This is a genomic window from Mesorhizobium sp. 113-1-2 (assembly GCF_016756475.1).
Classification (GTDB): domain Bacteria; phylum Pseudomonadota; class Alphaproteobacteria; order Rhizobiales; family Rhizobiaceae; genus Mesorhizobium; species Mesorhizobium loti_C.
The window spans coordinates 6,147,973-6,161,480 of sequence record NZ_AP023242.1 but is presented as its reverse complement, the minus strand read 5'-3'; the positions used below and the strand labels follow the sequence as shown (position 1 = coordinate 6,161,480).

Sequence of the window (13,508 nt, the reverse complement as noted above, 5' to 3'; positions counted from 1 at the left end):
TTTGGGCGGCTTGTCCATTCTTGTCCAAACGAGGGACGTCGCGGCATCATGTTGCGGAAATGTCACGGGTGACCGCTGCTCCTCGCCCATGCGCGGGGCGTTAGTCCAACCGCCGACTTGAACCAGCGCGTCAGCCCTCAAGCGTGCAATGAAGCGCCGTCTTCGCGATTTCTATACATCAGGAAGTGCTTATATCACGCGATGTTGCGATAGCTTGAGCACTATATAGAAAGAGCACAATGTAAAATATACGCTTGCTTAACCTCCGCGTGCATACTGCGGACTGAGCAGACCTGTTTGCTTGCTCTCCCGCACGAATTGAGAATGCGCATGTCGGTTACGCGTCGTACGCTGCTTATGGCCGGAAGCGGTGGGTTGCTGATTTCGCAGGCTCAGGCGGCCAGCACTCAGGCGCAGAACGCCCCAAAACCCGTCGCGAGCGGCGATGCGTTGCGTATCGCAATGCCGGCCTTCGCTTCCAATCCGTTCTTCCCGGCTGACGGGCTGGGCGACAATGGCATAGACATGGAACTGGCGCACGGCATCGCCGCGCAGCTTGGCGTCGAGCCGGTGTTCGACCGGTCCGCCGCCACGTTCGACGGCATGGTGAACCTGGTGAGTTCCGGTCAGGCGGACCTGGCAATCGGCAAACTCAGCCGGACGCTTCAGCGCGGTCGGTCGATCGTCTATTCCCGGCCCTATGCCATGCTGCGCCAGGGGCTGATTGCCAACCGCCTCAACCTGGCGCGTATTGCGCAAGGCAAGCCGCCCGAGCAGATCATCCGCGATTTCGCGGGCGATCTCGGCGTGATCGAGGGCTCTTCCTTCGCCACCTATGCGCCGACAACCTTCCCGCATGCACAAATCCAACGCTTCGCCAGCTGGGATCTGATCATCGATGCGATCCGCAACGGGACGATCGACATGGCTTATCGCGATGATTTCGAGATCAAGAAGCTGATGGTCGACGATCCGTCGATGACGGTCGTCGCGCGCTCGATCACGCTGACCGACAAGGTCGACACCATCGCCGTCGGCGTGCGGCCCGACAATCCGCATCTCGCGGCCTTTGTCGACCTTTATCTCGATCTCGCCCGGGGTCAGCAGGTTCTCAACACCGACGAGATCATCGCCCGCTATCGCCAGGGGAGCAAAGCCTGACATGGCCATCTCCGAGGCAGCCGGACCCATGCCTTTCGATTGGCGGCTCGCCGCAAGGCGCATCTTGCGCTCGCCGGTGACGACGCTGGCGATGATCGGGGCAGGGATCCTGTGCGGTCTCTACTATCCGGCCTTTGCCCATGCGATCAGCCCTGTCGCGCAGCTCTATCTGAATTTCCTCAAGATGGTCGTCCTGCCTTATCTGGTCTCGTCGGTCATCTTCTCCATCACCGCGATGGTTCAGGACCCCAAATCGGTGCGTTACCTGGGCAAGGTGGGTATGGCCGTTCTGGTTGTGTCGTTCCTAGGCGTGCTGGTGAGCGGCACCTTGTCGCTAATCCTCCAGCCGGGCCAGGTCGAGAACCCGCAATCGCGCATCGAGCTTGGCGAGTTCATCAATTCGCAGGGCAGCGTCTCCACCGATCTCGCCTTCCCGTTCCAGCCGCCATCCAATGAGGGCGCCGAGAGCGGGCATTCGATCCTGCTCGATCTGGTGCCGAACAATGTCTTCAACGCACTGGCCTCGGGCCAGACCATCCAGGTCCTGCTGTTCTGCCTGCTTTTCGGGCTCGCCATGGGAAAGATCCCTCAGCCCTCGTCGATGAGCCTGACTCAGGCGCTCAACGCGGTCTACCGGGCCTGTACGGTCCTCACCAACTGGTTCATCTGGGGATTGCCCTTCGCGACCTTCATCCTGATCGCCGACCAGACCGCATCGACCGGAACCAAGCCGCTGATGCTGATGGGCGGCTACCTGCTGGTGATGGGGCTTTCCTGCCTCATCTTCGTCGCCGGCGCCTTTGCCATCATCGCCATCCGGTCGCGGCGAAGCTACTGGACGACGATCAAGACCTGCCAGCCCCTGCTCATGGTGGCCATCACCACGCGTTCCACCGTCGCTTCGCTGCCATGGGTCATCAACCTGTTGAGCGAGCGCCTGCGGTTCAGCCTGGTGGTCGTCGAACTGCTGGTGCCGCTGCAGGCGGCGCTGCTGCGCACCGGCCCGGCGCTGCTCTACACCTCGGGCACCCTGTTCATTGCTCAGCTCTATGGCCATCCGCTCGGCGTGCCGGACCTCGTGCTCGTCGGCATCGCCTCGGCGCTTCTCGCGCTGACCACCGGCGGCATGGGCAGCCTGCTCATCCTGTCCCAGATGTCCATCGTGTGTGGCTACCTCAAGCTTCCCTTCGAGGCGGCGTTCGCCCTGTTCGTCGCGGTGGATGCCGCCGTGGACACGTTCATGACGCTGGCCAGCGTTTCTACCGTCGCGGCGAGCACGGCAATGATCGCGCCCAGCCACAGGGAGACGACGCAGCCTGTCGAAACCGTCTCCGAGCAGCTCGAAGCCGAGCCCGTCGGATGATCGACGACAGCATCCGTCCGCAGCTTGGCATTATCGGCGGCCTCGGGCCGCTTGCGTCGGCCGACTTCTACTTCAAGCTGACCCGAATGACCCAGGCGTTCCGGGACAACGACCATGTGCCTTCAGTCATCCTCAGCGTCCCACAGCTGCCCGACAGGACCGAAGCGATCCTCGGCAACCATGACGGACCGCTGGCGCCTCTGAAGGCCGCGGTCTCGACGCTCAATGCGCTCGGCGTCGCCTGTATCGCGGTGCCGTGCAACACCGCCCATCATTGGTACGACCAGCTGGCGGCGAATTCGCAGGCGGAAATCATCCATATCGGCGACGCAGTGGTGGCGGAGACGCGTCGCAGTCTGGACCGGGGCCGGGTTGCGATTCTTGCCACCCGGGGCACGCTGGTCTCCGGCTTCTATCAGGACAGGATGTCGGCGGCGGGATTTGGGCTCTGCCTTCCCGCGAATGGCGAGTTTCAGCAGCGCGTCGACAACGCGATCGGCCTCGTCAAGGCTGGCTCGATCATGGATGCGGCGATCGAGACCGAGCGCGCGCTGGATATCGCGCGATCAGCTGGCGCCGATGCCGCCCTTCTCGGCTGCACCGAACTGTCGGTGGTGGCCGCAAGCCTCAACGATGTCAGTGGATTGGTCGTCATCGACAGCAATGCGGTCCTGGCGCGAGCCTGTCTGACACGCTTGGGTTTCGGTGCGCAGGACGCCACGGGCCTGCCGGGCGTATCGCGGCTGCCGGGACATGACCGATCGCTGCGCGCCAGTCCGGTCATCCTGGCCAGACGCTCGGTTCCGTGAAGGCGGAAATGTCACGGGCGGTCGGTGGTCTTCATCCAGGCGCCGGGCGTCACGCCGACCACCGACTTGAACACCCGCGTCAGATGCGCCTGGTCGAAGAAGCCGGTCGCCTCGGCGATGTCGGCAAGCGAGGCGCCATCATGCGCCATCATTGCCTTTGCTCTGCCAATCCGCGCCTGCATCTGCCAGCGGTGCGGCGGCACGCCGGTTGCCGCCTTGAAGGCATGGCTCATTGCGGTTTCCGACAGGCCGGTCAGCGCGGCGAGATCGGCAAGCCGGATACGGTCGAGGCAGTGCGCGTCGATGTAGTCGGTGACGAGACGCAGCTTACGGCGTGACAGCGGCGACCGACGCCTGGCGGTTCTTGGCGGATCGATCTGGAAAAGACTGGCGAACAGAGCGTTGAGCAGGCCCTCGCCATAGAGATCGTGCAGGGGCTGGTCGCTGCTGCATTCCGCCGCGATCAGGCCGGCCAGCATGGCGATCCGCTCGTCGCGGAACTGGAAGCGCGACATCTGCAAGGTTTCACGGTCAAGACTGCGGCCGAAGCGGCGCGTCAGCGTCGCCACGTCGAAATGCAGGTCAAGATGCCGGATCCGGCGCAGCCCCTCGACCCGGCCACGGATCGGCACGCCGGCCGGAATGTAGGCCATGGAGAGGGCTTGATCGTGGCGGCTCAATTCACCCTTGGCGCCTTCGACGAAGAAGGCGCCGTCGCCATCCACGTCGAGCGCGACAAACAGCCGGGGATCGGGAGAGACATAGTAACCCTCGGCCCGGTCACCGCACGAGACATCCCAGAGATCGGCAACCACGCCGTCCCAAAGATGCCATTTCAGGTCGCCGATGACCGAAAAGCCCTCGATCCGGCTTTCCATGCGCGCAACGAAGGTCAAGTGCTGTCTGTCTCCGGGCATAATACATGACAAAAATAATCATGTTTATGCCCGCGCCGCAAGTCCTTTGCCTTTTACAGCTGTTCGAAGGTCGTCCGCGCCGACGCTTATGGTCAGTTGAGCCTAAACGCTTTCGAGATAGGTCTCGATCTCGAAGTCGCTGACGTTGAGCGCGAAGGTGTTCAGCTCCTGGCGTTTGCAGGCGACGAAGGAGTCGCGCAGGATCGCCGGGAAGATTTCCGCCACATGCGTCCCGCTTTCGAAGGTGGCGATCGCCGATGCCCAGTCCGGCGGCAGCTTGGCCGGTGCCGTGCCTTGCCCGTCGCTTCCGGTCGGTTCGCCCGGCGACATCTGCCCTTCGATGCCGATCAGCGCCGCGCCCAGTATGGCGGCAAGCACCAGATAGGGATTGGCGTCGGCTCCCGACACGCGATGCTCGATGCGGCGTGCGGCGGTCGGCCCGCCGGGAATGCGGATCGCCACCATGCGGTTCTCGTAGCCCCAGGCGACCGCGGTCGGTGCATAGGAGCGCGGGCGAAGCCGGCGATAGGAATTGAAATGCGGGGCGAACACCAGCGTGCTCTCGGCCATCGCCGCCAGCAGCCCGCCGACCGCATGGCGCATGATTTCGGAGCCCTGGTCGGTACCGTCGTCGAACACATTGCGGCCTTCGGCGTCGATAAGGCTGAAATGGACGTGAAAGCCGTTGCCGGCCCGGTCGCCATAGGGCTTGGCCATGAAGCAGGCGGCAAAGCCGTGCTTGCGGGCAATGCCTTTCACCGTGCGCTTGAACAGCACCGCGTCGTCGGCTGCCCGCAAGGCGTCGGCGACGTGGTTCAGATTGATCTCGAACTGGCCGACGCCATTTTCGGCAATCGCCGTGTCGACGGGAATGCCTTGCGCCCGGCAGGCCTCGTAGACGTCATGGATGAAGGCCTCGAAATCGTCGATCTCGTCGATCGACAGCGCCGCGTCGGAATCGAGACGCCGCCCGGTGACCGGCGACACAGGCCCGACCGGCCGCTGCGATTGCGGATCGACCAGATAGAATTCGAGTTCCGTTGCCGCGACCGGGGTCAGGCCGAGCGCCTTGTAGCGGTCGAGGATGCGGGCCAGCGCCCGCCGGGGGTCGCCAAGATAGGGCGCACCGCTTTCGTCGGCGAGCCAGAGCGGGACAAGTGCCGTCGGATGCGCCGTCCAGTCCACCGGCAGGATGCCGCGCCCCGTCCATTGGCAGAGCCCATCGGCATCGCCGGTCGAGAAAACCAGCGTGTTGCCTTCGATATCCTCTCCCCAGATGTCGAGCCCGATCAGCGAATAGGGCATGCGCAGCTTGCCTTCCAGCGCCTTGCGGGCCTGCTCCACGGGTATGCGTTTTCCCCGCATGACGCCGTTGAGGTCGCACACCGCCGCCCTCAGGCTCTGTATGTCTCTTCTGCTTTCAAGCCAGCTCAGGACGTCCGCAATTGCATCGCTCAATTTAAAACCTCTGGTTTTCGAAGGTGCCCAAGCCCTGCCGGCTGCGCTATCCCTGGTAAAAAATGCTTGTCAGTTTTCGGAAAGCCTATCCGCTTGACGCCAGATATTTTTCCTTATTTTTTCAAGTCACTAGCCGGGATGTCGGGAGGCATTTGAAAACCAATTGCGCGATCTGCGATCGCAACATAGAGGCAAGATAGCGGAAAGCCAAGGGGCATTCGGCATGCGGCTTCGCCGCCGGGCAGGCACGATCGGCCTTTGGGACGAGCGACTGTCGCCCGGCGATCTTAGCGCCCGGCACCCGGAAATCTGGCCTGCCGCAAGATGTGCGCGGCGCCTTCTTCGATGTCGCGCACGATGGCCGCGCGGGCGCGCGCCGCGTCCTGCGCCTCGATCGCGGCGACGACTTCCTCGTGATAATCGATATCGAGGATGGGGGAGAGATCGTCCTCGAACCCCATGGCAAGGTTCCGGAGGAAGGGGCCGACCTGCATCCAGACGGTTTCGATCAGGAAGATCATCTGCTCGTTGCCGCAATGGCGATAGATCGAGAATTTGAAGGCGTAGTTCTTCCTGAGATAATCGTCGATGTCGCCCTCGCGCGCCGCCAGGGTCAATTCGCTGCTGTGGCGCCGGATCGTCCGCAGATTGTTGCCGTTGATGCGCTTTGTCGCGAGTTCGGTCGCCGAGCCTTCCAGGATCGTGCGCACTGCTGTCAATTGCGAAAACCGTTCGGCCGAAATGACAGGCACCTCGACACTGCCGTTCGGCATAGGGCTCAGCGCCCGCAGCGCCTGCAGCCGCATAAAGGCGCTGCGCACCGGCATGTCGCTGGTACCGAGTTCCTTGGCGAGCTTGCGCGAGGTCAGCTTCTGGCCTGGCGTGAACTGGCCCGACATCAGCGCCCGCACAAGCTCCAGATAGACCTTTTCATGCAGGGGCACGCTGTCGATGGCGCTCAGCCCGAATTGTGTTCTGTCGGCCATTGGCGGGGGCGCTACTTCATTCGTTCTGAAATCTGGCCTGACGACGGCAGCCGCAGATGATCCTGATCGGGTCGAGCACGGCCGACGCCGAAGTCGATATATCTGCACATGATAGACGCCTCAATCGTTATGCGGCAAGCTGTTAGCAATGTGGCCAAGGGCAGGTCGCGCGGCAAAGATGCCGGCGCACGCGGCAGGCACGCGGCATCCGCGTAGCGATTTGCAATATCGCCATCACAAATCTTGACCTTTCGCGCACTTGCACGTCCGGCCGCTCTCTGGCTTTTTGGGGCACCCATCCGAACGGACTGATTCGCGTCATGCCGCTCGATTGCAATGTCCTAGAGGCAGTCTGCGGATGGGTCGTGAAGCGCGCGCAATTGACGAAGGAGAAGCAGGCATGGCCGAGTTCAAGAAGCCGGAAATCTCCGAGATGAGACCCAAGATCACCGTCATCGGTGTCGGCGGCGGTGGCGGCAACGCCATCAACAACATGATCGCGGAGCAGCTTCAGGGAACCGAATTCATCGCCGCCAACACCGATGCCCAGGCGCTGACCATGTCGAAGGCGACGCGGCTGATCCAGCTCGGCGCGCATGTCACCGAGGGTCTTGGCGCCGGCTCGCTGCCCGAGATCGGCCGGGCCGCGGCCGAGGAATCGCTCGACGAGATCATGGACCACTTGGCCGGCACGCACATGTGTTTCGTCACCGCCGGCATGGGTGGCGGCACCGGAACCGGCGCCGCCCCGGTCATTGCCCAGGCAGCGCGCAAGGCCGGCATCCTGACGGTGGGTGTCGTCACCAAGCCCTTCACTTTCGAGGGCCGGCGCCGCATGCAGATGGCCGAGGAAGGCATCGAGCGGCTGCGCGAAGCCGCCGACACGGTGATCGTCATCCCGAACCAGAACCTGTTCCGCATCGCCGATGCCAAGACCACCTTCGCCGACGCCTTCGTGATTGCAGACCGGGTGCTTTATTCCGGCGTCAGCTGCATCACCGATCTCATCGTCAAGGAAGGCCTGATCAATCTCGACTTCGCCGACGTCAAATCGGTCATGCGCGGCATGGGCCGCGCCATGATGGGGACCGGCGAGGCATCGGGCGAAAGCCGGGCGATGAAGGCGGCGGAAGCCGCGATCGCCAACCCGCTGCTCGACGAAGTGTCGATGAAGGGCGCCAAGGGCGTGCTGGTCTCGATATCGGGCGGCCGCGACATGACCCTGTTCGAGGTCGACGAGGCTGCCACCCGCATCCGCGAGGAGGTCTACGAGGACGCCGACATTATTGTCGGCGCCATCTTCGATAAGAGCATGGAAGGCCGCTTCAGGGTCTCGGTGGTGGCGACCGGCCTCGATAGGGCGATCGCCGATGCCGATGCCGGCATCGCCCATGACCGTTCCATGCCCTCCGCCGCACGGATTTTACAGTAGGCCTTTTCCCTTTGAGTTGACGGAGCCTCGGGCAGGCGGCCTGCAGAACAGCGCAGGCGCGCCGTGTTTGCTCGCGTTCCGTACCCGGCTGACATCACCTCTGATCGAAATTTAAAACGTTTGCATTTTTGCAAAAGGCAATTACAAACGTTTCAAACTCGCCTGAGGGAGGATCGGTGACCACCCGCGTCATCACGCTGAAGGAACTCGCGGCAAGCCTGGACCTGTCGATCACGACGGTTTCGCGGGCGCTTGCCGGCCATGAGCAGATCGCGCTCAAGACGCGTGAGCGCGTCGCGCAGGCGGCGCGCCAGGCCGGTTATGTGCCCAACACCGCGGCGCGCACGCTTGTCTCGGGTCGAAGCGGCTTCGTCGGCCTCGTCCTGCCGATACGCGGCCCCAACCTCGTCGATTCCTTCCTCGGCGAATTCGTCACCGGGCTCGGCGAAGGGCTGGTCTCGCATGGCGCCGACCTCATCCTGGCGACGGCCGCGCTTGGCCATTCCGAGCTGTCGGTGCTGCGCCATGTCGTTGAATCCGGGCGCGCCGACGGCGTCGTCGTCACCCGCATCGCCGAGACCGACGAGCGCCTTGCCTATCTGCGCGAGCGTGGCTTTCCGTTTGTCGCTCATGGCCGGCTGCTCGACAGCGACTTCGGCTACAACTGGCTCGACACCGATGGCGCGCACGCCTTCGGCGAAGCCTTCGACATGCTCTATGATCTCGGCCACCGCCATTTCGGCCTGGTGACGATCTCCGAAGCGATGACCTTTCGTCATCTGAGGCAAGATGGCCTCGCGGCGGCCATTGCCCGGCGGGGCGACCCCTCGGTGCGGCTCGACGTGGTGACGGCGCCGCGCTTCGACCAGCAGGCGCGCATCGAGGCCGTCAACCGGATGCTTCGAGGCCCCGACAGGCCGACGGCCATCGTCGCTTTGTTCGACGAACTGGCGCTGACCGTGATGGAGGAGGCTGTCCGTGCCGGGCTCAGCGTGCCGCGCGACCTGTCCGTCATCGGCTTCGACAACATTGCTGCGTCGGCCTATGCGCCGCCGGGCCTCACCACCTTCGACGCCTCGATCCGGCAATGCGCGCGCGAGATCGCCGACATGCTGCTCACCATCATCGCCGAGAAGCCCGGCAAGCCGCTGACGCGGCTGATCCGGCCGACACTGGTTGCGCGGGCAAGCCATGGACCGGCGCCACGGACAAAAAGCTGACGCCGCAATGCCGGCGCATATCCAGGGAGGAAGACCATGATGAAAGCATTGAAGATATTGGCAGGGGCCGCGCTGGCACTCTCGGTCGCCGCTGGTGGTGCCGAGGCACAACAGGTGCTGTTCTGGTCGACGCAGGCACGTCCGGTCGAAGAGACGCAGAAGATGCGCGACGAGGTGCTGAAAGGCTTTGAAGGCGCAGTCGACTATCAGGTTGCCGAGGACGGTCCCTGGCTCACCCGCCTGCAGGCGGAATTGCAAGCCGGCTCCGGCACGATCGGCCTGCTTGGCGGCCTGCACGGCGATTTCTCCACCGTCGGCGCCAGCCTTGTCGATCTGTCGCATGTCAATGTCGGCGGGGTCAAGGTCAACGAGGCCTACAAGAAACTCGGCATGCTCGGCACCGGCGAGCAGAAATACATGCCCTGGATGCAGGCCACCTATCTGATGGCGGCCAACAAGCAGGCGCTGCAATATCTGCCGGCGGGCACCGATCTCAACACCATCACCTATGACCAGCTGATCGAATGGTCGAAGAATATCGCCGAGAAGACCGGCTCGCCGAAATTCGGTTTTCCGGCTGGTCCCAAAGGACTGAAGCATCGCTTCTTCGAAGGTTTTCTCTACCCATCCTACACTGGTTCGATGGTCACGAAATTCCGCTCGGCGCAAGCCGAGACGGCGTGGAACAAGTTCAAGGAATTGTGGCAGTACACCAATCCGAACTCGACCAACTACGCCTTCATGCAGGAACCGCTGCTTTCGGGCGAAGTCTGGGTCGCGTTCGACCATGTCGCGCGGCTCGCCGATGCCTTCAACAAGAAGCCGGACGAGTTCGTTGCCTTTCCCGCACCAGCCGGTCCTGCCGGCCGCGGCTTCATGCCTGTCGTGGCCGGTGTCGCCATTCCCAAAACCTCGCCGGACCCGGAGAAAGCCAAGGCGCTGGTCGCCTATATGCTGAAGCCGGAAACCCAGATCGCCACGCTGAAGGCGACCAATTTCTTCCCTGTCGTCGACGTCAAATTGCCCGACGACATGCCGGCTTCGGTGAAGGCCTTCGGCCCGGCGATCGCCACCATGACCGGGGCTCCTGACGCACTGCCGGCGCTGCTGCCGATGGGGCTCGGTGACCTCGGCGGCAAGTTCAACCAGGTCTACACCGATAGTTTCGAGCGCATCGTGCTCGGCGGTGAGGACGTGCATGGCGTGCTCGAACAGCAAGCGGCCGCGCTCAAGGCGATCATCGACCAGGCGAAGGCGCCGTGCTGGGCGCCCGACAAGCCATCCTCGGGCGCTTGCCCGGTGAAATAGGCCGCCAACCAGAATCCTCCCGAGGGGGCGTCCGGAGTTTGTTGCACTCCGGGCGCCCAGACCGCGGTTTCGAAGGACAACAAAAATGCACGGCAAGGCTCTGCCCTATCTGCTGCTGATGCCGGCGACCTTGTTCCTGTGCATCTTCTTCCTCTACCCGTTCGCGCTGGTCGCCTTCGAGGCTGTCACTCGCGACGGCGCCTTCACCCTCAACAATTTCCGCACCATGGCTGGCAGCTGGAAATTCCCGGTCACCATCCGCAACACGCTGCTGCTGGCCGCGATCGTGGTGCCGATCCAGCTCACCATGGCGTTGCTGATGGCAAGCGTCGTGTCGCGGCTGGAGACCGGGCGCAGCGCGGCCCTCTACGTCTTCGCCATCCCGCTCGGCATTTCCGACCTTGCCTCCGGGCTGATCTGGCTTGCCATCTTCGACCAGTCCGGCTTCCTCAACACGCTGCTTTCCGGCCTCGGTATCGTCGACAGGCCGGTCATGTTTCTCGGCTACCAGAGCAAGCTGACCATCTTCATTGCCGTGGCGCTGGCCGAGATCTGGCGGGCGACCGCAATCATGATGGTCATCCTCGTCGCCGGCATGGGGCTGATCCCCAAGGAATATTACGAGGCGGCGGAAGTGTTCGGGGCAAGCCCCTGGCAGCGCTTTGTGCGCGTCACGCTGCCGCTGCTGCGCCCCTCGCTGCAGACGGCGATCATCCTACGCGTCATCCTCGCCTTCGAGGTCTTCGCCGTGGTTGCGGCCCTCGGCGGCACCAATCTGCCGGTGCTGATGGGCGAGACCTATAACTGGCAATTCACGCTGCAGGACCGCAATGTCGCCGCCGCCTCGGCGCTGCTCATCCTCGCCATCTCGATCGGCTTCACGCTGTTCTTTCTCAGGGTGCTGCGTGTTCCCAAGGAGGCCCGGATATGAGCGCCGTTGCCGAAACGCCGGTTGCGGCGGTCGCCGACGCGCGCAAGGCCGGCGACTGGCTGCTGATCGCCACCGCCCTTCTGCTTTGCGTCTGGGTGCTGCTGCCGATCTATCTCTTGATCGTCAACGCCCTGTCGTCGCCCGACCAGGTGACCGCTTTCCCCAAGCGCTTCTTCCCGTCCTTCGACCTCGGCAGCCTTTCCTTCTTCATCAATTTCGCCGGCGTCGCCCGGGCGCTGTGGAATTCGGTGCTCGTCGCGACGCTGACCATGATCCTGGCCATCGGTTTCGGCGCGCCGGCCGGTTACGCGCTGTCGCGCTTCGATTTCCCGGGGAAGGGCACGTTCCGCTTCCTGGTGCTGATGACCCGCGCCTTCCCGCTGCCGCTTCTGGCGCTGCCGCTGGCGGTGATGTTCATCCGCACCGGCCTCGACGACACCGCCATCGGGCTGGCGCTGGTGCACACCACGCTAGCGCTGCCGTTCGCCGTGCTGATCACCTTCTCGCTGTTCTCGGGTATTCCCGTCGAGCTCGAGGAGGCGGCCTGGACGCTCGGCTGCACGCGCTGGCAGGCGTTCCGCAAGGTGATCCTGCCGCTGGCGCTGCCCGGCATCGCCGCCTCGGCGGTGTTTGCCTTCACAATCTCCTGGAACGAGGTGTTCGCCGCTGCCGTGCTTACGATCGAAAACCGCACGCTGACCGCCTTCCTGCTGCAAAGCCTTGGCGAGTCGCCACTCTATCTCAAATTCGCTGGCGGAGCGGCGCTGGTCGTGCCGGCGCTGATCTTCATCTTCGCCGTCCGCAAATATCTTTTCGCCATGTGGGGGATCGCCAACCGATGACGCGCTGCACGGAGACGGCCCATGGCTGAGATCGCAATCAAGGGCGTGGCCAAGCGCTTCGGCGGCTTCACCGCGCTGCACCAGGTCGACCTCACAATATCAGACCAGGAATTCATGGTGCTGCTCGGCGCCTCGGGCTGCGGCAAGACCACGCTGCTTCGGATCGTCGCGGGGTTGGAGACGCCGAGCCAGGGTGAGGTCTGGATCGGCGGCCGCCGTGTCGACCAGCTGCCGCCGCGCGAGCGCGGCATCGCCATGGTGTTCCAGAACTATGCCGTCTTCCCGCATCTGACCGTGTTCGAGAACATCGCCTTCGGCCTGCGCATGAAGAAATTGCCGCAGCAGGAGGTCGAGCGCCGCGTCAACCGCACCGCCGAGCTCATGCATATCGAGCAATTGCTGAAGCGCTATTCCGGCCAATTGTCCGGCGGCCAGCGCCAGCGTGTCGCCGTCGCCCGCGCGCTCGCCATGGAGCCCGACGTCATCCTGATGGACGAGCCGCTGTCGAACCTCGACGCGCTGCTGCGGCTGGAAATGCGCGCCGAGCTCAAGGGCGTGCTGGCCGCGTCGAAGACCACCACCATCTATGTCACCCACGACCAGGTCGAGGCGATGAGCCTCGCCGACCGCATCGCCGTCATGCATCAGGGCCGCATCGTCCAGGCGGCCTCGCCGGTCGAGGTCTACCGCAATCCGGCCGCGCGTTTCGTCGGCTCCTTCATCGGCAATCCACCGATGAATTTCATCCCGGCGACCAACGCCGCGAACGGCAGCTGGACCGTTGCCGGACTGACCCTGCCCGGCCCCAAGTCAGACAAACAGAAGATCGAATTCGCCATTCGCCCGGAAGACGTCGATGCCGGCAACGAAGGCTTGCGCGCCACGGTGCGCGTCATCGAGCCGCTCGGGCCGCACACGCTGGTCACTTGCGATGTTGAGGGTGGGCTGTTTCGCGCCATTCTGGACTCCAACGCCAGCGTTCAGGTCGGCCGCGATCTGCGCCTGGCGCCCAAGCCCGACCGCATCCGCTGGTTCGATCCTGAAACCACCAATGCCCTTTGACGCCGAAAGCCTTGAAACG

General features: G+C 63.7%; 12 protein-coding genes. 9 read left to right on the top strand and 3 right to left on the bottom strand.

What is annotated here, in order from left to right; translation table 11 throughout:
• Positions 1–330: 330 nt before the first annotated feature.
• The 3 genes from JN279_RS30015 to JN279_RS30005 are packed head-to-tail and all read left to right on the top strand — an operon-like array spanning position 331 to position 3,333.
• Entirely contained in the window at positions 331–1,161 is an 831-nt protein-coding gene (locus JN279_RS30015; protein ID WP_202350972.1) for a substrate-binding periplasmic protein, read from the top strand.
• 1 nt (position 1,162) lies between these two features.
• A complete protein-coding gene (locus tag JN279_RS30010) occupies positions 1,163–2,524 on the top strand; it encodes a dicarboxylate/amino acid:cation symporter (protein ID WP_096455622.1) in 1,362 nt (453 codons plus the stop codon).
• Positions 2,521–3,333 carry an aspartate/glutamate racemase family protein gene (locus JN279_RS30005; RefSeq protein ID WP_096455624.1) on the top strand — a complete coding sequence of 271 codons (813 nt, stop codon included), beginning with the start codon at positions 2,521–2,523 and terminating at the stop codon, positions 3,331–3,333. The genes JN279_RS30010 and JN279_RS30005 overlap by 4 nt, the downstream gene beginning before the upstream one ends.
• An 11-nt stretch (positions 3,334–3,344) precedes the next feature.
• Here the strand turns inward: JN279_RS30005 and JN279_RS30000 are convergent, their stop codons facing one another.
• The 3 genes from JN279_RS30000 to JN279_RS29990 all read right to left on the bottom strand — a co-directional run bounded on the left by JN279_RS30000 (position 3,345) and on the right by JN279_RS29990 (position 6,694).
• Positions 3,345–4,229 carry a helix-turn-helix domain-containing protein gene (locus JN279_RS30000; RefSeq protein ID WP_202350971.1) on the bottom strand — a complete coding sequence of 295 codons (885 nt, stop codon included), beginning with the start codon at positions 4,227–4,229 and terminating at the stop codon, positions 3,345–3,347.
• Positions 4,230–4,352: 123 nt separating this feature from the next.
• Complete coding sequence (locus JN279_RS29995; protein WP_096455626.1) at positions 4,353–5,708, bottom strand: glutamine synthetase family protein; 1,356 nt, start codon at positions 5,706–5,708, stop codon at positions 4,353–4,355.
• A gap of 287 nt (positions 5,709–5,995) precedes the next feature.
• Complete coding sequence (locus tag JN279_RS29990) at positions 5,996–6,694, bottom strand: GntR family transcriptional regulator (RefSeq protein WP_096455628.1); 699 nt, start codon at positions 6,692–6,694, stop codon at positions 5,996–5,998.
• Between the two features lie 400 nt (positions 6,695–7,094).
• On the opposite strand from JN279_RS29990, the gene ftsZ reads away from it, so the two are divergent.
• From ftsZ to JN279_RS29960, 6 genes are all read left to right on the top strand, one after another.
• Positions 7,095–8,126: a cell division protein FtsZ gene (gene ftsZ, locus JN279_RS29985; protein WP_202350970.1), complete on the top strand. Its 1,032-nt coding sequence runs from the start codon at positions 7,095–7,097 to the stop codon at positions 8,124–8,126.
• Between the two features lie 176 nt (positions 8,127–8,302).
• Positions 8,303–9,346, top strand: a complete 1,044-nt coding sequence (locus JN279_RS29980) for a substrate-binding domain-containing protein (protein ID WP_096455632.1) — start codon at positions 8,303–8,305, stop codon at positions 9,344–9,346.
• Between the two features lie 36 nt (positions 9,347–9,382).
• Positions 9,383–10,654 (top strand): ABC transporter substrate-binding protein, encoded by a 1,272-nt coding sequence (locus JN279_RS29975; RefSeq protein WP_202350969.1) that lies wholly within the window; start codon positions 9,383–9,385, stop codon positions 10,652–10,654.
• An 85-nt stretch (positions 10,655–10,739) separates the two neighbouring features.
• Positions 10,740–11,585, top strand: coding sequence for a carbohydrate ABC transporter permease (locus tag JN279_RS29970; protein ID WP_202350968.1), 846 nt, complete (start codon positions 10,740–10,742; stop codon positions 11,583–11,585).
• Positions 11,582–12,427, top strand: coding sequence for a carbohydrate ABC transporter permease (locus tag JN279_RS29965; protein WP_096455638.1), 846 nt, complete (start codon positions 11,582–11,584; stop codon positions 12,425–12,427). Before JN279_RS29970 ends, JN279_RS29965 begins: the two co-directional genes overlap by 4 nt.
• 21 nt (positions 12,428–12,448) lie before the next feature.
• The gene (locus JN279_RS29960) at positions 12,449–13,489 is read left to right on the top strand and encodes an ABC transporter ATP-binding protein (protein ID WP_202350967.1); all 1,041 of its coding nucleotides are present in this window, start codon (positions 12,449–12,451) and stop codon (positions 13,487–13,489) included.
• Positions 13,490–13,508: the final 19 nt, after the last annotated feature.

What these genes read in the sequence shown, in the direction of transcription:
- JN279_RS30015 (WP_202350972.1), top strand. Translation starts at nt 331, where the DNA reads ATGTCGGTTACGCGTCGTACGCTGCTTATGGCCGGAAGCGGTGGGTTG.
- JN279_RS30010 (WP_096455622.1), top strand. Translation starts at nt 1,163, where the DNA reads ATGGCCATCTCCGAGGCAGCCGGACCCATGCCTTTCGATTGGCGGCTC.
- JN279_RS30005 (WP_096455624.1), top strand. Translation starts at nt 2,521, where the DNA reads ATGATCGACGACAGCATCCGTCCGCAGCTTGGCATTATCGGCGGCCTC.
- JN279_RS29990 (WP_096455628.1), bottom strand. Translation starts at nt 6,694, where the DNA reads ATGGCCGACAGAACACAATTCGGGCTGAGCGCCATCGACAGCGTGCCC.
- ftsZ (WP_202350970.1), top strand. Translation starts at nt 7,095, where the DNA reads ATGGCCGAGTTCAAGAAGCCGGAAATCTCCGAGATGAGACCCAAGATC.
- JN279_RS29975 (WP_202350969.1), top strand. Translation starts at nt 9,383, where the DNA reads ATGATGAAAGCATTGAAGATATTGGCAGGGGCCGCGCTGGCACTCTCG.
- JN279_RS29970 (WP_202350968.1), top strand. Translation starts at nt 10,740, where the DNA reads ATGCACGGCAAGGCTCTGCCCTATCTGCTGCTGATGCCGGCGACCTTG.
- JN279_RS29965 (WP_096455638.1), top strand. Translation starts at nt 11,582, where the DNA reads ATGAGCGCCGTTGCCGAAACGCCGGTTGCGGCGGTCGCCGACGCGCGC.
- JN279_RS29960 (WP_202350967.1), top strand. Translation starts at nt 12,449, where the DNA reads ATGGCTGAGATCGCAATCAAGGGCGTGGCCAAGCGCTTCGGCGGCTTC.